Source organism: Psychroserpens sp. AS72 (assembly GCF_038900375.1).
Taxonomy (GTDB): Bacteria; Bacteroidota; Bacteroidia; order Flavobacteriales; family Flavobacteriaceae; genus Psychroserpens.
The window spans coordinates 237,335-260,794 of the sequence record NZ_JBBMRC010000002.1; the positions used below are offsets into that span (position 1 = coordinate 237,335).

Consider the following 23,460-nt stretch of genomic DNA (forward strand, 5'->3'; position numbering starts at 1 on the left):
ATAGTAATGCAATACGGAATTTGTAATCTAAGCATTGTACCTCTTAGAATTGAACCTAGTGATCCTACTGAGCTTGTTTCTCAGATACTTTATGGTGAAATCTTTAAGGTTTTAGAACAGCGTAAATCTTGGAGTAAAATTCGTTTAGCATTTGATAAATATGAAGGGTGGATTGATAACAAACAATATTTAGAAATTACTGAAGACGATTACAAGAATATAAAAAGTCAAAATCATAGATTATCTCTAGATTTAATTGAGTTCGTTCAAGATGCTGATAATAAATTATACACAATTCCTATTGGATCTTCATTAAATGGATTAGAAATACTAAATCATACTTTTGACGGCAACTCGATCGATTCTAAAAAAGACAAATCCAATCTTATAAATACTGCTTTTACTTATCTTAATGCACCATATCTTTGGGGAGGAAAAACGCCTTTTGGTATAGATTGCTCTGGTTTTACACAAATGGTTTATAAATTAAACGGTTATCATATTTTAAGAGATGCTTCTCAACAAGCGACTCAAGGACAAGCATTAAGTTTTATTGAAGAAAGCGAGCCTGGAGATTTAGCTTTTTTTGATAATCAAGATGGGCAAATAGTTCATGTTGGTATTATAATGGAAGATAACTATATCATTCATGCTCATGGCCAGGTAAGAATAGACAGATTAGATCACTCTGGAATTTATAATGCAGATAGACGAATCCATACTCACAAATTAAGAGTCATTAAAAAAATTATATAAAAAAAAGCGATTAGAAATTCTAATCGCTTTTTTTGAGTAGTTATTTTATTTTAGTTTCCTGCTTCTAATGTTTCTAATCTAGCCTTCATCTCTTTATATTTATCAGTTTGTCCACTACCTCTGTAAATATTCATTAAAGTTTGTACTGCTTTAATATCTTTAGGTTTTAACTTTAAAGTTGTTTCTAAGTAAGGTATAGCAGATTCAAATATGGTAGTTCTTTTTGCTCTTAATTCATCATAACGCTTATTATCTGCGCTAGAATTTCCAAGAGAATTCATTTCTTCAACAATAGCACCTTCTTCAGCTAAAATTAAAACTGCCATATTATTATAAGCATCAGCATATGATGGATCTAAAGCAATTGCTTTTTCATAGTACTTCATTGCAGCATCTTTCTCACCTGCTTCTGCAGCAATAACACCCAAATTATATTGTAATTCTGCGTTATTAGGATCTTTAACTGTCGCTTCTTTCATTAATTCTCTAAAACGATCTTTGTTACCCATTTTTAATTGAACATTAGCTTCAGAAATCAATAACCCTAAATCATCTGGATTTTGCTCTCTAGCCAACTTCATTGCTTCAATTGCCTTTTCATTATCACCATTACTTAAATGAATTAATGCTATGTTTTTTACAATCTCTGCAGACTTAGAATCAGTTTTCTTTTCTTTAGGTGCTGTGTGAGTACCAGCTCTTACAGAAATGTCTCTTAATGATTTACTATTAAAAGTTTCTACTTCACCAGATTCTTTATTAACAGCATTATATTCTGTTCCAATTCCTGTAAAACCTAAATCTTTAAGTTCTTCATAGTATTTTAAAGACGTACTATAATCTTGACCTGTCACTGCTGTAGATGCTGCGTAATAAAGATATAGTGTGTCTTTCGGAGACATACGATATGCTTTTTCAAAACCTGAAGATGATGCTGCATAATCTTTACTTTGTAAAGCCGCATTAGCTTTAGTTAGGAAATTATTAAGCATTTGAGATTTTAAATCCTCAATTGTTGAACCATACTTTCCTTTAGAAGACCCTTCAACTTCTTTCACCATGTTAAAACTCTCAATTGCTTGATCAATATCTGAATTAGAACCTGTACCATTAGCATATAATGCTTGTCCTTTAAGAAAATAATATTTAGCTTTTAATTTGTCATCTGCGTTAGCTATTAGCGACTCTGCAGATTGAATTGCTGATTTTGCATCTGCAAAATTACCTGATTTAATTGCTTTCTCTGCTGATTTAAGCTCGCTCTTTTGTGAAAAAGAAAGCGTACTTACTAACAGTGCGATTGCAACAATAAATTGTTTTTTCATTATTAGTTATTTTAAGTGTTAATGTATTTATTCTTCTTCGTTAGAATCAAGAGTTGTGCCATCTTCGTTAACGTTCTGAATATCAGTATTTTCATCATCAATTTCTTCTTCTTCATCTTCTTTCATCACCTTTGCTACTGCTGCGATAGAATCATTGCCTTTTAAGTTAATGAGTTTTACACCTTGTGTTGCTCTTCCCATAACTCTCAAATCTGCTACTGCCATTCTAATAGCTATACCAGATTTATTGATAATCATTAAATCATCTTCATCTGTTACTGTTTTAATAGCTACTAAGTGACCTGTTTTTTCGGTAACAGAAATTGTTTTTACTCCTTTTCCTCCACGATTGGTAATTCTATAAATTGCTTCTCCATCTTCTGGATCATCGATATAGCTTCGTTTTCCGTAGCCATTTTCAGAAACAACTAAAACAGATTCTTCTTGTGGATTCTCAATAGCAATCATACCAACAACTTCATCTTTATCGCTGCCTAATCTAATTCCTCTTACACCAGAAGCATTTCTACCCATTGGTCTTGTTTTCTCTTCTTCAAATCTAATGGCTTTACCAGATTTTAAAGCAAGCATAACCTGACTATTCCCTGTAGTCAATTTTGCTTCTAGTAATTCATCATCTTCCTTAATAGTAATAGCATTAATACCATTAGTACGTGGTCTAGAATATTGCTCTAAAGATGTTTTCTTTACTTGACCTTTTTTAGTAGCCATTATGACATAGTGACTATTGATATACTCTTCATCTTTTAAATCTTGAGTACAGATGAAAGCCATGACTTTATCATCTTGCTCAATATTTATTAAATTTTGAATTGCTCTACCTTTTGAAGTTTTACTTCCTTCTGGAATTTCATAGACACGCATCCAGAAACATTTTCCTTTCTGTGTGAAGAACAACATATATTGGTGATTTGTACCAACAAATAGATGTTCTAAGAAATCTTCGTTACGAGTTGTTGATGCTTTTTGACCAACACCTCCTCTATGTTGTGTTTTATATTCTGTAAGTGACGTTCTTTTAATATATCCTGCGTGAGAAATAGTAATGACTACTTGCTCGTCAGGAATCATATCTTCAATACTTAAATCACCACCAGCATATTCTATTACAGATCGACGATCATCACCATATTTATCTTTAATGACTAAAAGTTCTTCTTTAATAATTTCATAACGACGATCTACTTTATCAAGAATATCTTTTAAATCTTCAATGGTTTTCATCAACTCATCATACTCATTACGAAGTTTGTCTTGTTCTAAACCTGTAAGTTGACGTAATCGCATTTCAACGATTGCTTTTGCTTGAATTTCTGATAGTTGAAAACGCTCAATTAATTTAGCTCTAGCTTCATCAGCATTAGATGATGCTCGAATAAGAGCAATTACTTCATCAATATTATCAGATGCTATAATTAAACCTTCTAAGATATGTGCTCTTTCTTCCGCTTTGCGTAATTCATATTTGGTACGTCTAACAATAACTTCATGTCTATGCTCAACGAAATAATGAATCATTTCTTTAAGATTTAATAAACGAGGACGTCCATTAACTAAAGCAATATTATTTACACTAAAAGAAGACTGTAATGCTGTATACTTATACAACATGTTCAATACAATGTTTGGAATCGAATCACGTTTTAACACATAAACGATACGCATCCCGTTTCTATCAGATTCATCTCTTATAAGAGAAATACCATCTATCTTCTTATCATTAATTAAATCGGCAGTTTTTTTAATCATGTCTGCCTTATTGACTTGGTAAGGAATTTCTGTAACAATAATACTTTCTCTTCCTTGTACTTCTTCAATTCTCGCTTTACCACGAATGACAATTCGTCCGCGACCTGTTTTAAAAGCTTCACGAACACCATCATAACCATAGATTGTTCCACCTGTTGGAAAATCTGGAGCTTTAACATGCTGAATTAATTCATCAATCTCAATATCGTTATTTTCTATGTATGCAATAGTACCATCAATAACTTCAGACAAGTTATGAGGTGGCATATTAGTTGCCATACCTACTGCAATACCTGATGCTCCATTAACTAATAATCCAGGAATTCTTGTTGGTAATACTGTAGGTTCTTGTAGTGTATCATCAAAATTCAACTTATGATCTACAGTTTCTTTATCGATATCTGCTAACATTTCTTCAGATATCTTCTTCATTCTAGCTTCAGTATAACGCATTGCTGCAGGACTGTCACCATCAATAGAACCAAAGTTTCCTTGTCCGTCAACTAGCATGTAACGCAAACTCCATTCTTGAGCCATACGAACCATTGCGTCATAAACAGATGTATCTCCATGTGGATGATACTTACCTAAAACTTCACCAACTATTCTTGCCGATTTCTTATGAGCAGTATTTGATCTAACACCAAGTTCATGCATTCCATAAAGTACGCGTCTGTGAACTGGTTTCAAACCATCTCTCACATCTGGTAATGCACGTGACACAATGACCGACATTGAATAATCAATGTAGGCTGATTTCATTTCATCCTCAATGTTGATAGGGATCAATTTCTCTCCTTCTTCCATATATTATATAAATTAGATTTTTTGTAGGTTTTCAAATCAGGCTAAGATAACGATTTTCATAGTGTTTAAGCGTCTTATTCATTCTAAATTTAGAACTATTTATTAACAAATTTCTTGTATATTTTTAATAAGTCTTTTGTTAAAAACTTTGAATTTGTAAAGTTTTTTTACTCTATTAGTAGCAGTCCTTTATTTAAGGAATAGTTTTTGCCTTTTTATAGGTAGATTTTATTATTTTTAATGCAGAAAGAGATTACTATGGATGATAATTTTTCCCCAAGAGTTAAAGATGTAATTGCATATAGCAAAGAAGAAGCATTGCGATTAGGTCACGATTTTATTGGCACCGAACATTTAATGTTAGGGTTACTTCGTGATGGCAATGGTAAAGCAATAGATATATTAAATGCGTTGGACGTTGACTTAAACCACTTAAGAAGAAAGGTTGAGATTTTAAGTCCTGCAAATCCAAATACTACTGTGTCTTCTAACGAAAAAAAGAATTTACATCTCACAAGACAAGCAGAACGAGCTTTAAAAACCACTTTTTTAGAAGCTAAGTTGTTTCAAAGTACATCAATTAATACTGCACATTTACTATTGTGTGTTTTAAGAAATGAAAACGACCCAACTACTAAACTTTTAAATAAGCTGAAGATAGATTACGATAATGTAAAAGAACAATTCAAATTTATGAATACAAACGATGACGATTATTTAGATATTCCAAAAAGTGAGTCATTTTCTGATGACGAACCTAATCAAGAAGACGAAGCAAAAGAAAATCCTTTTGGACAATCCACAGGTAAATCTACCAAAAAATCTAAGACTCCTGTTTTAGATAACTTCGGAAGAGATCTTACCGTAATGGCAGAAGAGGGTAAATTAGACCCTGTTGTTGGACGAGAAAAAGAAATACAACGCGTCTCACAAATTTTGAGTCGACGTAAAAAGAATAATCCTTTATTAATTGGTGAACCAGGTGTAGGTAAATCTGCAATTGCTGAAGGCTTAGCACTCAGAATTGTAAAACGTAAAGTTTCAAGAATACTTTTCAATAAACGCGTTGTTACTTTAGATCTAGCAAGTTTAGTTGCTGGCACAAAATATCGTGGACAGTTTGAAGAACGTATGAAAGCGGTCATGAATGAGCTTGAGAAGAATGATGATATTATTCTTTTTATTGATGAAATACATACCATTGTAGGTGCAGGTGGAGCAACAGGAAGCTTAGATGCCTCAAATATGTTTAAACCAGCATTAGCCAGAGGAGAAATTCAATGTATAGGAGCTACCACTTTGGACGAGTACAGACAATACATAGAAAAAGATGGTGCTTTAGAGCGTCGTTTCCAAAAAGTAATTGTTGAGCCAACTACAGTAGAAGAAACTATTGAAATTCTAAATAATATAAAAGGCAAATACGAGGAGCATCACAATGTCGATTATACAGATGCAGCTATTGAGGCTTGTGTAAAATTGACCAATAGATATATGACTGAACGTTTTTTACCAGACAAAGCTATTGATGCTTTAGATGAAGCTGGTTCTCGTGTTCATATTACTAACATTACTGTTCCTAAGCAAATTCTTGAATTAGAACAAAAATTAGAAGAAGTAAAAGAAACTAAAAATACTGTTGTCAAAAAGCAGAAATACGAAGAGGCAGCTAAATTAAGAGATGACGAAAAACGTCTTGAAAAAGAATTAGCAATTGCTCAAGAAAAATGGGAGGAAGAAACCAAACTGAATAGAGAAATAGTGTCTGAAGATAATGTTGCAGACGTTGTTTCCATGATGACTGGTATTCCTGTAAATAGAATAGCTCAAACCGAAAGTAATAAATTAGCCCAATTACCAGAATTAATTAAAGGTAAAGTTATTGGCCAAGATGAAGCTGTTGCAAAGGTCGTTAAGGCTATTCAGCGTAATCGTGCAGGATTAAAAGATCCTAATAAGCCAATTGGTTCATTTATCTTTTTAGGTCAAACAGGAGTTGGTAAAACACAATTAGCAAAAGTATTAGCTCGTGAGTTATTTGATAGCGAAGAAGCACTTGTTAGAATTGACATGAGTGAGTACATGGAGAAATTTGCTATTTCTAGATTGGTTGGAGCACCTCCAGGATACGTAGGTTATGAAGAAGGTGGTCAATTAACAGAGAAAGTACGTCGTAAACCTTACGCTGTAATTCTTCTAGATGAAATTGAAAAAGCACATCCAGATGTCTTTAATATGTTATTACAAGTATTAGATGATGGCTATTTAACCGATAGTCTTGGACGTAAAATTGATTTTAGAAATACAATCATAATTATGACCTCTAATATTGGTGCTAGAAAACTTAAAGATTTTGGTCAAGGTGTTGGTTTTGGCACATCTGCTAGATCTGCTCAAATCAATGACAATACAAAAAGTATTATTGAAAATGCACTCAAAAAAGCATTCGCTCCTGAGTTCTTAAATAGAATTGATGACGTCATGGTCTTTAATGCTTTAGAACGAGAAGATATTAATAAAATTATTGATATAGAATTGGCTCACCTTATGAAGCGAATCAAAGATTTAGGATATATACTTAAGTTAACTAAAAAAGCTAAAGATTATATAGCCGAAAAAGGATTTGATAAAGAGTATGGTGCAAGACCTTTAAAAAGAGCGATTCAAAAATATATAGAAGATGCTCTAGCAGAAGAAATTATTAATTCTCAGTTACAAGAAGGAGATACTATACATATGGATTTAGATAGTAAATTAGATGAATTAACGATTAAAATTGTTAAAGCTGAAACTAAAACAGAATCCTAAATTATAATACATTTAAAAAAAGCCTCTTAATATTTAAGAGGCTTTTTTTTTGTTCCTATACTTAAGAATGAGTAACTTTAGATATGACAGATCAATTATTACTTGATTTTTGCAAAATTCACATTTATGATAACTTCATGGTCGTTAACATAAATACTGGAGTTAACATTACTTCATCTCACAACAATGCATTAACAACTATTGCAAACTCATATTTTAAGAATAAGCAATTTGTCTACATAACACATAGAATAAACTCGTATTCTATAGATCCAGCAATCTATAAAGAAGTTTCAAAGATTGATAATTTAGCAGGATTTAGTGTCGTATCAAAAAACTTTATGGCTAAGAGTACAGCACAAATTGAAAAACTGTTCTTAGATAAACCTTTTGAGATTTTTGACACTCTACCAGAAGCTATTGATTGGGCTCAAAATTTATTGAAGTAAATTTCCTTTTCTTCGGAAATTATAAAATTCACCACATTTCAAAATCTTACTATCATTTCGCTAATCTTTTTCCATGTTTTATTCGGAAATATTAAACATACATCATCTATTTATTAATAAGATTAATTATTAATGCGTAATAAAAAGGCACAAAAAAAAGGCAGCTATAAATAGCTGCCTTTAATATATACCCTTAGAGAATTTCTCTCTAATTATTTATCTATTATTACTTCTTTCCAGAAGCAACAATTTTCTTAGTTACTTTACCTTGACTAGTTGTCAACGTTACATAGAACATCTGGCTTGAGTATCTAGATAAATCAAACGTTGTTTTATCCTTAGATCCTGCAACATAATTCTTGTTAGTTGTGCTAAAGACTTGTAAGCCTTTAGTATCAAATAACTCAATAGTTACATCTGTATCAAACTCAAATGAGTAAGCAATGTTTACTTCGTTATCAAATGGTACTGGATAAGCAGTAAAGTCGATTTTTACATCTTCATTAGCTACTACGTCTCTAGAACCTACTGTGAAAGCAAAGTCTTCATCCCTAGTAGTATCTTGTCTTGCTGAACCATTTGATTCAGTACTCCAAGTATACTCAACAGAACACTCACCAACATTACCACAATCGTCTTCCGCATAGAATGTACGTGTAAATGAGTAATTAGTTGATGAACTAAATTGTGCACATTCTACTGTGAACGCTTTGTTATGTCCATCTTCACTTATGAAATGCCAGAAATCATCACATGATGGTGGGTTGATTCCTGATGCTCCTCCATAACCTACTGATTCTCCATTTTGTAGAATATCATAGTCTTCAAATTGAAAGTTGTATACCATTTCAAAGCTACCATAACCTTCTAAATAATTACCTGAGTAATCAGTAACATATCCTGAAGAATAATCTGGTCCTTCACCGAAAGTTAAGATATACCCTTCTTCAAAAATGAATCTAAACTCAGTTCCTGTTTGTACAAAATCACCAGTTGTAACAGCAATATCACTATCAGTAAATACTTGTGTTTGACCTCCTGCATTTCCTTCATCTGTATAAGGTGCTGAAGTTGCAAATGCTGTTGGAGCTACTTGCACAATACCAAAGTCTTGACCTTCTGGACACTCTAATACTGGAGCAACTTCGTCACAAGCTTCTTCACAAGTTACAGATAACTCATAATCACCAGTATAACCACTATATCCAGTGACATAGACTTGATATTCTTGTCCTATAACAGATACGAATTCAACTTGAGAATGAAGGCTACTATGCGTACAATTTGTAGCATTTGTAGTATCGTCATCACCTGTAACGCAAGTAGCAGCTTCATCTGTAAAGACACCTAACTTAGTATCATACGTTGTATTAGCACTACATGTAGATACTGTAACAAGATCTCCTGTACCAATAAAGGTATAGAAATTACCTTGTCTATCTGATAAACTAGTACCACAGTAAGGTAGGCCAGTATTAACGTCAGAATCATCAGTGTTACCATTTACAACGTCTCCACAAGCAATATCTGTGTTCTCTTCAATAGACCATGTATAAGTTACATCACATGTAGCTGTGTTACCACAACCATCATTAGCTGTGAAAGTACGTACTAAAGTAAAGTCTTCAGTAGTTGTTGAACTCTCACAAGAAATATCAAGCGTTTCACAATCAGGATTTATATCTGTCCAATCTGCAATATCACAAGATGGTGCAAATGTTGCCACATTACTCACCGCAATGATTTGACTTCCTACGTTTTGAAGTTCCCATCTATTGTTAATAGCATTGAAGATCAATGAGTAAGTTGCAGTTTGAGGTTGAACATTATCGTACAAATTATATCCATTTTCATCCGTTCCTGTAGAAGCTTCAAAATTAATTATAAATGGACTACCAAGGAATAGGCAATCAAATGTAATTCCATTAGTACTACCACCCTCATTAATCACAGAAGTCAAATTATCAGAGTAATCTGTAGTCAAACCAGATCCTTGACAGTTATCTGCCCAAGGCGCTTTATCAGCAAATCCTGATGGAGTTTCTGTTACTACACCATAATCCTGACCTTCTGGACACTCTATTACAGGTGCAGTATCATCAACGATGATAAATGTACATGTAAATGGCTCAGAAATGTTTTCACAGTTATCTTCTACTTCAAAAGTAATAGTTAACGTTTTAGAACAATCATCTCCTGTCACACCTTTATCTGTTACTCTATAAGTTAATTCACTTACATCTGCACAGTTATCTGTGAAACATGGTACTAAAGTTCCGTTCATATCAGCGATTGTTAAACCTGCTACTGACCATGAGTTATCTCCTGCAGTAATTTCATCTCCTATTTCTAGAGAGATTGAAGCATCTGCTGGACAAGTTGCACCCATTTCTGTTCCTATTGTCATAACTTCATTATCACAAGTACCTGTTGGCTGAGGTGCAGTATCATCACCACCTGAATAAGTGATTTTGATTAATTCTGCCATGTTACCACAAACATCTTTTGCAGTGTACTCAAATACTTTGATCCACTCACAATCTGATCCTATAGATAACTTCTCAACTTTCACAACTGAAACAACGCTACAATTATCTGTATATAATGCTGCAATATCTTCTGCAGATGGCTCACCTAAGTCACCATCTTTACAAGCATTAATAGAATTAACTACTATAGGAGGTGTTTCACCAACTAATACTGGAGCCATTGTATCAGCACCACTATTAACGATTACTACATCATCAGCAAAGTTTCCACAAGAATCTTTTACTTTGAAAGTATAAGTAGCAGTCCATTCACAATCATCACCTTCAATTGAAGGCTCTAATGCAGTAACTATTACTTCACCACAGTTATCAGTATAAAGAGCTTTAATCGCACCTGCTTCTGGAGCACCTGGATTTTCGCTTAAACACTGTAATCCTGTTGTACCTTCTGGTAATTCTCCTTCTAATACTGGAGCAGAAGCATCACCACCATTGTAAGCTATCTTAACTGGTGTTGCATAATTACCACAATCATCTTGAACATCGTATCTAATTACAACTGCCCATAGACAATCTGTGTTCTCAGCTGGTGAGAATACTGTCTTAGTCACGTTTACATTTCCGCAGTTATCAGTAAATAAAGCAGCAACTTCTTCTATACTTGGTCCTTCTGGTGCATCAGCAAAACATGCATTTACATCAGATTCTCCCATTGGTAACTCTCCTACTAATACTGGAGCAGTTTCATCAATTACAGTTACTAATTGCTTAGCAGTAATTGTACGTCCACAATCATCTGTGAAAGTAAAATCTACTTCAAAAGTTCCACAGCTTCCTTCGAAAGCTTGAGCTTCACCTTGAACAGATCCTGCAATTAAACAAGCTTCTGTTCCACCATTTGTATATGATAAGAATTCTGCCTCATAAGATGCTAAATCTTCACATGCTATTGTTGCATCTTCGATGTCATCAAATGCTGCCATTGGTGCTGGCTCAACTGTAATAGTTTGGCTAGCCTCAATTGTTCTATCACAATCATCAGTGTATGTCCAGTTTACTGTGATAGTTCCACCACACTCTGTATAGTTTGGAGTTGCTTCACCGTCTACTGATCCTGAAATCTCACATGCTCCAGTTCCACCATTAGTATACCCTAATGAACTTGCTACGAATGAATTTGCTTCTTCACATGAAATTGTCATGCCTTCTACGTCATCAAATGCTGCCATTGGTGCTGGCTCTACTGTAATCTCTTTCTTAGCTGTGATAGTTCTGTCACAATCATCAGTATAAGTCCAGTCTACGTAAAGTGTTCCTCCACATTCTGTGTAAGATCCACTTAATTCTCCTGGTACTGATCCTGAAATTTCACATGCTCCAGTTCCTCCATTAGTATACCCTAATGAACCTGCTTCAAATGAATTTGCTTCTTCACATGAAATTGTCATGTTTTCTACGTCATCAAATGCTGCCATTGGTGCTGGCTCAACTGTAATAGTTTGGCTAGCCTCAATTGTTCTTTGGCAATCATCAGTATATGTCCAATTTACTGTGATAGTTCCACCACACTCTGTATAGTCTGGAGTTGCTTCACCGTCTACTGATCCTGAAATCTCACATACTCCAGTTCCTCCATTAGTATACCCTAATGAACTTGCTACAAATGAATTTGCTTCTTCACATGAAATTGTCATGTCTTCTACGTCATCAAATGCTGCCATTGGTGCTGGCTCTACTGTAATCTCTTTTTTAGCTGTGATTGTTCTATCACAATCATCAGTATAAGTCCAGTCTAAGTAAAGTGTTCCTCCACATTCTGTGTAAGATCCACTTAATTCTCCTGGTACTGATCCTGAAATTTCACATACTCCAGTTCCTCCATTAGTATAAGCTAATGAACCTGCTTCAAATGAATTTGCTTCTTCACATGATATTGTCATGTTTTCTACGTCATCAAATGCTGCCATTGGTGCTGGCTCAACTGTAATAGTTTGGCTAGCCTCAATTGTTCTTTGGCAATCATCAGTATATGTCCAGTTTACTGTGATAGTTCCACCACACTCTGTATAGTCTGGAGTTGCTTCACCGTCTACTGATCCTGAAATCTCACATACTCCAGTTCCTCCATTAGTATACCCTAATGAACTTGCTACAAATGAATTTGCTTCTTCACATGAAATTGTCATGTCTTCTACGTCATCAAATGCTGCCATTGGTGCTGGCTCTACTGTAATCTCTTTCTTAGCTGTGATTGTTCTATCACAATCATCAGTATAAGTCCAGTCTACGTAAAGTGTTCCTCCACATTCTGTGTAAGATCCACTTAATTCTCCTGGTACTGATCCTGAAATTTCACATACTCCAGTTCCTCCATTAGTATAAGCTAATGAACCTGCTTCAAATGAATTTGCTTCTTCACATGAAATTGTCATGTTTTCTACGTCATCAAATGCTGCCATTGGTGCTGCCTCAACTGTAATAGTTTGACTAGCCTCAATTGTTCTATCACAATCATCAGTATAAGTCCAGTTTACTGTAAGTGTTCCTCCACATTCTGTGTAAGACCCACTTAATTCTCCGTCAACTGATCCTGAGATTAAACATGCTTCGTTTGAAGCTCCGTTTGTATAACCTAATGAACCTGCTACAAATGAATTTGCTTCTTCACATGAAATTGTCATGTCTTCTACGTCATCAAATGCTGCCATTGGTGCTGGATTAACTTTGATTTGCTGTCTTGCTGTAATTGTTCTTTCACAATCATCAGTGTAAGTCCAGTCTACAAATAATAATCCTCCACATTCAGTATACTCTCCACTTAATTCACCATCTACTGATCCTGAGATTAAACATGCTTCATTTGAAGCTCCGTTTGTATACCCTAAAGAACCTGCTACAAATGATCCAGCTTCATCACATGATATTGTAATGTTTTCTACTTCATCAAATGCTGCCATTGGTGCTGGCTCTACTGTAATAGTTTGGCTAGCCTCAATTGTTCTTTCACAATCATCAGTATAAGTCCAGTTTACTGTAAGTGTTCCTCCACATTCTGTGTAAGATCCACTTAATTCTCCTGGTACTAATCCTGAGATTAAACATGCTTCATTTGAAGCTCCGTTTGTATAACCTAATGAACCTGCTGTAAATGATCCAGCTTCTTCACATGAAATTGTCATGTCTTCTACGTCATCAAATGCTGCCATTGGTGCTGGCTCTACTGTAATCTCTTTCTTAGCTGTGATTGTTCTATCACAATCATCAGTGTAAGTCCAGTCTACGTATAATGTTCCTCCACATTCTGTGTAAGATCCACTTAATTCTCCTGGTACTGATCCTTCTATTAAACATGCTTCATTTGAAGCTCCGTTTGTATAACCTAAAGAATCTGCTTTGAATAATCCAGCTTCTTCACATGAAATTGTCATATTTACTACTTCGTCAAACGCTGCCATTGGTGCTGGCTCTACTGTAATAGTTTGGCTAGCCTCAATTGTTCTTTCACATTCATCAGTATATGTCCAGTTTACTGTAAGTGTTCCTCCACATTCTGTGTAAGACCCACTTAATTCTCCGTCTACTGATCCTGAGATTAAACATGCTTCACTTGAAGAACCGTTTGTGTACCCTAATGAACCTGCTGTAAATGATCCCGCTTCGTCACATGAGATTGTCATGTCTTCTACATCATCAAATACTGCCATTGGTGCTGGTGATACTGTAATTGTCTTTCTAGCTGTAATTGTTCTATCACAATCATCAGTATAAGTCCAATCTACATATAGTGTTCCTCCACATTCCGTGTAAGACCCACTTAATTCTCCAGGCACTGATCCTTCTATTAAACATGCTTCATTTGAAGCTTCATTTGTATAACCTAATGAACCAACTTCATATTGACTTGCTAAGTAACAAGCAATAGTAATGTCTTGTACATCATTAAATACTGCCATTGGTGCTGGCTCTACTGTAATCTCTTTCTTAGCTGTAATTGTTCTATCACAATCATCAGTGTAAGTCCAGTCAACTGTAAGTGTTCCTCCACATTCTGTGTAAGATCCACTTAATTCTCCTAGTACTGATCCTGAAATCTCACATGCTCCAGTTCCACCGTTTGTATAAGCTAAAGAACCTGCTTCGAATGATCCAGCTTCTTCACATGAAATTGTCATGTTTTCTACTTCGTCAAACGCTGCCATTGGTGCTGGCTCTACTGTAATAGTTTGGCTAGCCTCAATTGTTCTTTCACATTCATCAGTGTATGTCCAGTTAACTGTAAGTGTTCCTCCACATTCTGTGTATGATCCACTTAACTCTCCGTCTACTGATCCTGAGATTAAACATGCTTCACTTGAAGCTCCGTTTGTATACCCTAATGAACCTGCTGCAAATGAATTTGCTTCTTCACATGATATTGTCATGTCTTCTACGTCATCAAATGCTGCCATTGGTGCTGGCTCTACTGTAATCTCTTTCTTAGCTGTGATTGTTCTATCACAATCATCAGTGTAAGTCCAGTCTACGAATAATGTTCCTCCACATTCTGTGTAAGACCCACTTAATTCTCCGTCTACTGATCCTGAAATCTCACATACTCCAGTTCCACCATTAGTATAAGCTAAAGAACCTGCTGTAAATGATCCAGCTTCGTCACATGAGATTGTCATGTTCTCTACTTCATCAAATGCTGCCATTGGTGCTGGCTCTACTGTAATAGTTTGGCTAGCCTCAATTGTTCTTTGGCAATCATCAGTATAAGTCCAGTTTACTGTAAGTGTTCCTCCACATTCTGTGTAAGACCCACTTAATTCTCCTGGTACTGATCCTGAGATTAAACATGCTTCATTTGAAGCTCCGTTTGTATAACCTAATGAATCTGCTTCAAATGAATTTGCTTCTTCACATGATATTGTCATGTTTTCTACTTGATCAAATGTTGCCATTGGTGCTGGCTCAACAGTAATCTCTTTCTTAGCTGTGATTGTTCTATCACAATCATCAGTGTAAGTCCAATCTACGTATAATGTTCCTCCACATTCTGTGTAAGATCCACTTAATTCTCCGTCTACTGATCCTGAAATTAAACATGCTCCAGTTCCACCATTAGTATAAGCTAAAGAACCTGCTACAAATGATCCAGCTTCATCACATGAGATTGTCATGTTTTCTACTTCGTCAAATACTGCCATTGGTGCTGGCTCTACTGTAATAGTTTGGCTAGCCTCAATTGTTCTTTCACATTCATCAGTATATGTCCAGTTTACCGTAAGTGTTCCTCCACATTCTGTATAAGATCCACTTAATTCTCCGTCTACTGATCCTGAGATTAAACATGCTTCAGTTGAAGCTCCGTTTGTATAAGATAAAGAACCTGCTACAAATGAATTTGCTTCTTCACATGAGATTGTCATGTCTTCTACTTCGTCAAATGTTGCCATTGGTGCTGGCTCAACTGTAATAGTTTGACTAGCCTCAATTGTTCTTTGGCAATCATCAGTGTATGTCCAGTTTACTGTAAGTGTTCCTCCACATTCTGTATAAGATCCACTTAATTCTCCGTCTACTGATCCTGAAATTAAACATGCTTCGTTTGAAGCTCCGTTTGTATACCCTAATGAACCTGCTGTAAATGATCCTGCTTCTTCACATGAGATTGTCATGTCTTCTACTTCGTCAAATGCTGCCATTGGTGCTGGATTAACTTTGATTTGCTGTCTTGCTGTAATTGTTCTTTCACAATCATCAGTATAAGTCCAGTCTACAAATAATAATCCTCCACATTCAGTATACTCTCCACTTAATTCACCATCTACTGATCCTGAGATTAAACATGCTTCATTTGAAGCTCCGTTTGTATAAGATAAAGAACCTGCTACAAATGATCCAGCTTCATCACATGATATTGTAATGTTTTCTACTTCATCAAATGCTGCCATTGGTGCTGGCTCAACTGTAATAGTTTGGCTAGCCTCAATTGTTCTTTGGCATTCATCAGTATATGTCCAGTTTACCGTAAGTGTTCCTCCACATTCTGTGTAAGATCCACTTAATTCTCCGTCTACTGATCCTGAGATTAAACATGCTTCATTTAAAGCTCCGTTTGTATAACCTAATGAACCTGCTGCAAATAACCCAGCTTCGTCACATGAAATTGTCATGTCTTCTACTTCGTCAAATGCTGCCATTGGTGCTGGCTCTACTGTAATCTCTTTCTTAGCTGTGATTGTTCTATCACAATCATCAGTGTAAGTCCAATCTACGTAAAGTGTTCCTCCACATTCTGTGTATGATCCACTTAATTCTCCTGGTACTGTTCCTGAAATTAAACATGCTTCATTTGAAGCTCCGTTTGTATACGCTAAAGAATCTGCTTTGAATAATCCAGCTTCTTCACATGAAATTGTCATATTTTCTACTTCGTCAAACGCTGCCATTGGTGCTGGCTCTACTGTAATAGTTTGGCTAGCCTCAATTGTTCTTTCACATTCATCAGTATATGTCCAGTTTACTGTAAGTGTTCCTCCACATTCTGTGTAAGATCCACTTAATTCTCCTGGTACTGATCCTGAGATTAAACATGCTTCATTTGAAGCTCCGTTTGTATACCCTAATGAACCTGCTGTAAATGATCCTGCTTCGTCACATGAGATTGTCATGTCTTCTACGTCATCAAATGCTGCCATTGGTGCTGGCTCAACTGTAATAGTTTGGCTAGCCTCAATTGTTCTTTGGCACTCATCAGTATAAGTCCAGTTTACTGTAAGTGTTCCTCCACATTCTGTGTAAGACCCACTTAATTCTCCTGGTACTGTTCCTGAGATTAAACATGCTTCACTTGAAGCTCCGTTTGTATACCCTAATGAACCAGCTGTAAATGATCCAGCTTCCTCACATGAAATTGTCATGTTTTCTACTTCGTCAAATGCTGCCATTGGTGCTGGCTCAACTGTAATAGTCTTCTTAGCTGTGATTGTTCTATCACAATCATCAGTGTAAGTCCAATCTACGTATAATGTTCCTCCACATTCTGTGTAAGATCCACTTAATTCTCCGTCTACTGATCCAGAGATTAAACATGCTTCACTTGAAGCTCCATTTGTATACCCTAAAGAACCTGCTGTAAATGATCCAGCTTCGTCACATGAAATTGTCATGTCTTCTACTTCATCAAAAGCTGCCATTGGTGCTGGCTCTACTGTAATAGTTTGGCTTGCCTCAATTGTTCTTTGGCATTCATCAGTATATGTCCAGTTTACTGTAAGTGTTCCTCCACATTCTGTGTAAGACCCACTTAATTCTCCTGGTACTGATCCTGAGATTAAACATGCTTCATTTGAAGCTTCGTTTGAATAACCTAATGAACCTGCTGTAAATGATCCAGCTTCTTCACATGAAATTGTTATTTCTTCTACTTCGTCAAACATTGCTATTGGTGCTGGCTCAACTGTAATAGTTTGGCTAGCCTCAATTGTTCTTTCACATTCATCAGTGTATGTCCAGTTTACTGTAAGTGTTCCTCCACATTCTGTGTATGACCCACTTAATTCTCCTGGTACTGATCCTGAAATTAGACATGCTTCGTTTGAAGCTCCATTCGTGTAACCTAATGAACTTGCTGTATATGATCCTGCTTCGTCACATGAGATTGTCATGTCTTCTACTTCGTCAAATACTGCCATTGGTGCTGGCTCAACTGTAATAGTTTGGCTAGCCTCAATTGTTCTGTCACATTCATCAGTGTATGTCCAGTTTACTGTAAGCGTTCCTCCACATTCTGTGTAAGATCCACTTAATTCTCCGTCTACTGATCCTGAGATTAAACATGCTTCACTTGAAGATCCGTTTGTATAACCTAATGAACCTGCTGTAAATGATCCTGCTTCGTCACATGAGATTGTCATGTCCTCTACTTCGTCAAAGGTTGCAGGAGGTGCAGGCTTAACTGTGTATGTTACCTTCTTAGTGATTGTTCTGTCACAATCATCAGTAAATATGTAATCTACGTAAAAGGCACCTCCACAAATTGTAGATTGATCTATTATTACACCTTCAACTGAACCTGCAATTAAACAAGCTTCATTTAAAGCGCCATTTGAATAAGATAATGGTTCTGGCACAAAAGCATTTGCTTCTTCACAAGTTAAATCATCTCCTACTATATTATCAAATGTTGCTGCTGGTGCTGGATCAACTGTAATCACATATGGTCCTGCACTTAATGTACGACCACAAGAATCAACTCCATTATATGTAATAGTTATTTCACCACCACATCCTGTATATTGTGCACTTACTTCTCCTTCAATAGAACCATTAATAGAACATGCTCCTTGTGAAACTCCATTACTATATGTAGCATCTGGTGCTAGAAAAGCTGCTACTTCTTCACATGAAATATTTGTTGGTAATTCTGGAGCTACAATAGTAGATTCAGGTGCTGGCAATACAGTGATTGTTTGAGTTTCAGAAACTGATCTACCACAATCATCTGTAGCTGTATAAGTTCTAATTATAACACCACCTTCACAAGCATCTCCTAATCCACTAGTATCATCAGATGAAGATACTGATACTTTTGAAGCACAGTTATCTGACGCAAAAATAGTTTTAGATCCAGGTGATGGAATTTCATCAACACAATCAACAGTGATATCACCTGGTACTCCAGATAATTCAGGGTTTTCTAAATCTCCACCATAATATTGTAATACAATAGATTCAGCAAAATTATTACAATCATCTTTAATTGTATAAGTATATTCTGCCATCCATTTACAATCAGTTCCTTTAGAAACAGATTGTTTTTCAACAATTACATTTCCGCAATTATCAGAAAACAATGCAGCAATATCTTCAACTGTTGGTCCTTGAGCTTTATCAGAAAAACATAAGTTTAATCCTGTTTCACCTGTTGGGATAGTTGCTCCTTTATTAAGGTAAGGTGCTTGACTATCTCCTCCATTATATGAAACTATTAAATCTGATGCCATGTTTCCACATCCATCAACAATAGAATAAATATAGTCTACAGACCATTCACAATTACCTCCTGAAGGCGTACCTGACTTAGTAACAATAACTTCACTACAGTTGTCAGTATACAAAGCCGCAATACTTGCAGCAGTTGGACCTACAGGGACATTGTCAAAACATAAATTAAGGTTTTGACCACCTCCAGGAACTTCCGCTCCTTCATTTAAAGTTGGTGGAGTATTATCTCCTCCAAAGTAATCGATTTTGAATTGCTCCTCAAAATCACCACATTTAATATCATAGGTGATTTCTTTGGTCCAATCACAATCATTACCATCCTGTAAGACTGTAATAACTACTTCTGGAGTTAAATCTCCACATTCATTAGCATAAAGAAGGGCTACTTCTCCTTCAGAAAATCCATTAGGCGCGTCTGATAGACAACCACTAATAAATGTACTTCTTGCTGATTGTTGTGCAATCATTGAACTGACACTAAACGCGAAAAGCATGAAAAAGGCCATAGCCTTCATGCTGAAATTTCGTTTAGTAAATAGATCAATGCTACAACACGATAAATTCGTGATGGATTGCCAAATTTTGGCGCGTCCACCGCTTCGGGTAAAATTGCTCATAAACATAACATTTGGTTTAAATTAAAATTATCTTAACATTTATATTGACAATACACGTATTGTCGGCAAAACGCAAATACAAAATTTGCGTGTAAGCTTAAAATCAAATATTGACGTACTGAATACACAGAACACCAACTAGAATGAAATCATTCTAAATCAATAAATGCTAATAATCAATTGTTGTGCTATCAAACAATTTTTGGGTAAGAATAACAGATTAATTTGCTATTAATTTAACCTATTATTAAGTACAAAATGAATATAAATCACCTCTACTTAAAATCAAAAATAGATTATAATATACTGTCTGCCAAATAAATTTAACCTTTTTTTAAGTATTAAACCGTTGAACATTTTTTTCTGCATTTAATCGAAAAGTAAGTCATTTTCGATGTAAAAATCATCGATAAAAAACTGTGTTTTCATCATGAGTTTATAAAAAACTTTGTCTTCTGCGACGAATTGAACTTCAGATCTATAACTTTTTAGAAAAGAATTTATTAGAGCCGAAGATTTTAATGGTTTTCTAAAATAAAGTGCCTGTGAAGCGTTTAATAATTCAATTGCTAAAATACGCTCAACATTATTGACAAGACTATAACATTGTGTCGCAGCATTTGCTCCCATACTAACATGATCTTCTTGACCATTACTAGACACTATACTATCTACACTTGCAGATGTTGCTAGTTGTTTGTTAGCACTCACTATACTTGCTGCTGTATATTGTGGTATCATAAAACCAGAATTCAAACCTGGGTTATCAACCAAAAAGGCAGGAAGCCCTCTTAATCCTGAGATTAACTGATAGGTTCTTCTTTCAGATATACTCCCTAACTCAGCAACTGCAATTTTCAAATAATCTAAAGCTAATGCTAAAGGTTGACCATGAAAATTACCTCCAGAAATAATTTCATCTTCACCAACAAAGATGTTTGGATTATCGGTAACTGCATTAATTTCGGTTTTAAAAGTTTTATGCACAAAATCTAACGTGTCTTTTGTTGCTCCATGAACTTGAGGCATACATCGAAAAGAGTATGGGTCTTGCACATGAGCTTTTTCTTGAGTAATCAATTCACTACCCTCTAGAAATTCTCTAATACGCTTTGCCGTTTTTAATTGACCGTTATGTGGTCTAACCAAATGTACTAATTCATTGAAAGGTTCAATCCTTCCATCGAAAGCGTCTAATGAAATACTTCCAATTAAATCTGCGAAATAAGAAAGTTTATATGATTTCAAAAGCAAATGAATTCCGTAAGCACTCATAAATTGAGTGCCGTTTAATAATGCAAGCCCTTCTTTTGACTGTAATTCAATAGACTTCCAATTGAACTTTGATAAGATTTCATGTGATTCATAAACTTCATCCTTATATATAACCTCACCTTCAGCAATTAGTGGCAAAGCTAAATGCGCTAATGGTGCTAAATCTCCAGAGGCTCCTAACGAACCTTGAGTATAAACTATTGGAAATATATCATTATTATAAAAATCTATGAGACGCTGTACTGTTTGAAGCTGAACTCCACTATGACCATAGCTTAAGGATTGAACTTTGAGGAGCAACATTAGTTTCACAACTTTATTAGGAACACGCTCACCTACTCCACACGCATGAGACATTACCAAGTTTTCTTGTAGTTTGGTAAGCTTATCATTAGAGATTTTTACATCACATAATGACCCAAAACCTGTATTGATACCGTAAATAGGTTCATTTTCCTTTTTTATTTTCTCATCTAAATACTCTCGACAAGCTTTTATTTTTTCAATTGAGCCTTCTGATAGCTCTATTTTTTTATTCTGAAAAAGGATATCTCCAACAGTTGAAAGTTCTAAAATTTCCGAAGAGATAATATGCGTTGTACTCATAATTAGATTTTATAGGTTCAAAATTCAGAATAACATTTAGACTATGCAACAAATGTTAATAATTAATAAAATATGACACTAAAAAATTGATAATCTGTATTTTTACAGCACTAAAACAATTAAAACAATATGAAAAGATTAATTATTGCTCTTGTTGCACTATCAATATTTGCTTGTAAGCAAGAACCAAAAGTTGATTACGCTGTAATCACAGGGAAAATTGAAAATTCTAAAGCTAAAAAAGCGATTGTAAAAAACGCTGAATTCAATGCTGAAATAGCAATTAATGAAGATGGTACATTTGCTGACACGCTTCGTATACCTGAAAACGGTTTTTACACAATGTCAATTGGTAGAGAGTTTACACCTATTCACTTAGGGTTTAATGACATTCTAAATATCTCTTTAGATGCAAATAAGTTTGATGAAACCATTAACTACACAGGTGAAGGTGCTATTGAAAATAATTATCTGGCAGCAAAAACCTTAAGTAATGTTAAAGCTACTGCAAATGAAGCTGAATTATACTCATTAGGAGAAGATGATTTTAAATCTAAAATTTCTGAAATAAAAACAGCAAACGAAACGCTTTTAAACGGCTTAACCAATGCTGATGAAACGTTTATTTCTTCGGAAAAACAAAATCTTGTTTATGACAATTATGCTTTGTTGAACAAATATGAACAAGGACACGCTTATTTTACTAAGCAGAAAGATTTTAAAGTGTCTGAAAACTTTATCCCAACCGAATTAAAAGACATGGTATTTGATGATTCTAAGGCATACAAATCATCTAGTTCATATAAGGATATTGCTTTTAGCAAGGTCTTAACTGGTGTGTTTGAAAATTTAGGTGATGATATTTCATCTGTAACTACAGACGATTTAAAAGATGTTTCTGATATAAAGATTCCAGCATTAAAAAATGATGTTATTGATTATTTGTCAAGCTTTTTGGTATCTCCTAGTAATGAAAACATGGAATCTGTTTATAATTTCTTTATAAATCATTCTACCAATGAAGACACAAAAGAAAAACTAACAAAAACGTTTGAAAAAAATAAAAACCTAATAAAAGGAAAGCCTTCACCTCAGTTTGTTAATTATGAAAACCATAAAGGTGGTGAGCTATCACTTACAGATTTAAAAGGAAAATATGTTTATGTAGATGTTTGGGCAACTTGGTGTGGTCCATGTATTAGAGAAATTCCTTCTTTAAAAGAAGTTGAAAAGAAATTCCATAGCGAAAACATAGAATTTGTAAGCACTTCTATAGACCAAGCAAAAGATCATAGTAAATGGGTAAGCATGGTAAAAGATAAAGATTTAGGTGGTGTACAATTAATGGCAGATAACGATTGGTCTTCAAAGTTTGTAAAAGATTATGGAATCCAAGGTATCCCAAGATTTATTTTAATAGATCCAAATGGAAATATTGTTAGTGCTGATGCACCTAGACCATCAGATCCTAAATTGGTAGAATTATTAGAAAAAGAACTTAAGATGCAACCTTAAACACTTTTCAATTATCATAACAAAAACCACTTCAAATGAAGTGGTTTTTTAT

Annotated in this window: 8 protein-coding genes; 4 read left to right on the plus strand and 4 right to left on the minus strand. The window is 34.9% G+C overall.

Features of this window, described 5'->3' with window-relative positions:
• Nucleotides 1-6 precede the first annotated feature (6 nt).
• Nucleotides 7-756, plus strand: coding sequence for a C40 family peptidase (locus WNY78_RS04640; RefSeq protein ID WP_342872019.1), 750 nt, complete (start codon nucleotides 7-9; stop codon nucleotides 754-756).
• 50 nt (nucleotides 757-806) lie between these two features.
• Here WNY78_RS04640 and WNY78_RS04645 read toward each other — a convergent pair whose 3' ends face one another.
• A complete protein-coding gene (locus WNY78_RS04645) occupies nucleotides 807-2,081 on the minus strand; it encodes a tetratricopeptide repeat protein (protein WP_342872020.1) in 1,275 nt (424 codons plus the stop codon).
• Nucleotides 2,082-2,108: 27 nt separating this feature from the next.
• On the minus strand, nucleotides 2,109-4,658 hold the full coding sequence (gene gyrA, locus WNY78_RS04650; protein WP_342872021.1) for a DNA gyrase subunit A: 2,550 nt from the start codon (nucleotides 4,656-4,658) through the stop codon (nucleotides 2,109-2,111).
• A gap of 258 nt (nucleotides 4,659-4,916) precedes the next feature.
• On the opposite strand from gyrA, the gene WNY78_RS04655 reads away from it, so the two are divergent.
• Nucleotides 4,917-7,466: an ATP-dependent Clp protease ATP-binding subunit gene (locus WNY78_RS04655; protein WP_342872327.1), complete on the plus strand. Its 2,550-nt coding sequence runs from the start codon at nucleotides 4,917-4,919 to the stop codon at nucleotides 7,464-7,466.
• An 83-nt stretch (nucleotides 7,467-7,549) separates the two neighbouring features.
• Complete coding sequence (locus WNY78_RS04660) at nucleotides 7,550-7,915, plus strand: hypothetical protein (protein ID WP_342872022.1); 366 nt, start codon at nucleotides 7,550-7,552, stop codon at nucleotides 7,913-7,915.
• A gap of 226 nt (nucleotides 7,916-8,141) precedes the next feature.
• Here WNY78_RS04660 and WNY78_RS04665 read toward each other — a convergent pair whose 3' ends face one another.
• Both WNY78_RS04665 and hutH read right to left on the minus strand, forming a co-directional pair.
• Nucleotides 8,142-20,012, minus strand: a complete 11,871-nt coding sequence (locus WNY78_RS04665) for a T9SS type A sorting domain-containing protein (protein WP_342872023.1) — start codon at nucleotides 20,010-20,012, stop codon at nucleotides 8,142-8,144.
• Between the two features lie 369 nt (nucleotides 20,013-20,381).
• Complete coding sequence (gene hutH, locus WNY78_RS04670) at nucleotides 20,382-21,893, minus strand: histidine ammonia-lyase (RefSeq protein ID WP_342872024.1); 1,512 nt, start codon at nucleotides 21,891-21,893, stop codon at nucleotides 20,382-20,384.
• A 129-nt stretch (nucleotides 21,894-22,022) separates the two neighbouring features.
• On the opposite strand from hutH, the gene WNY78_RS04675 reads away from it, so the two are divergent.
• A complete protein-coding gene (locus WNY78_RS04675; protein WP_342872025.1) occupies nucleotides 22,023-23,408 on the plus strand; it encodes a TlpA disulfide reductase family protein in 1,386 nt (461 codons plus the stop codon).
• The last annotated feature ends 52 nt before the right edge of the window (nucleotides 23,409-23,460 follow it).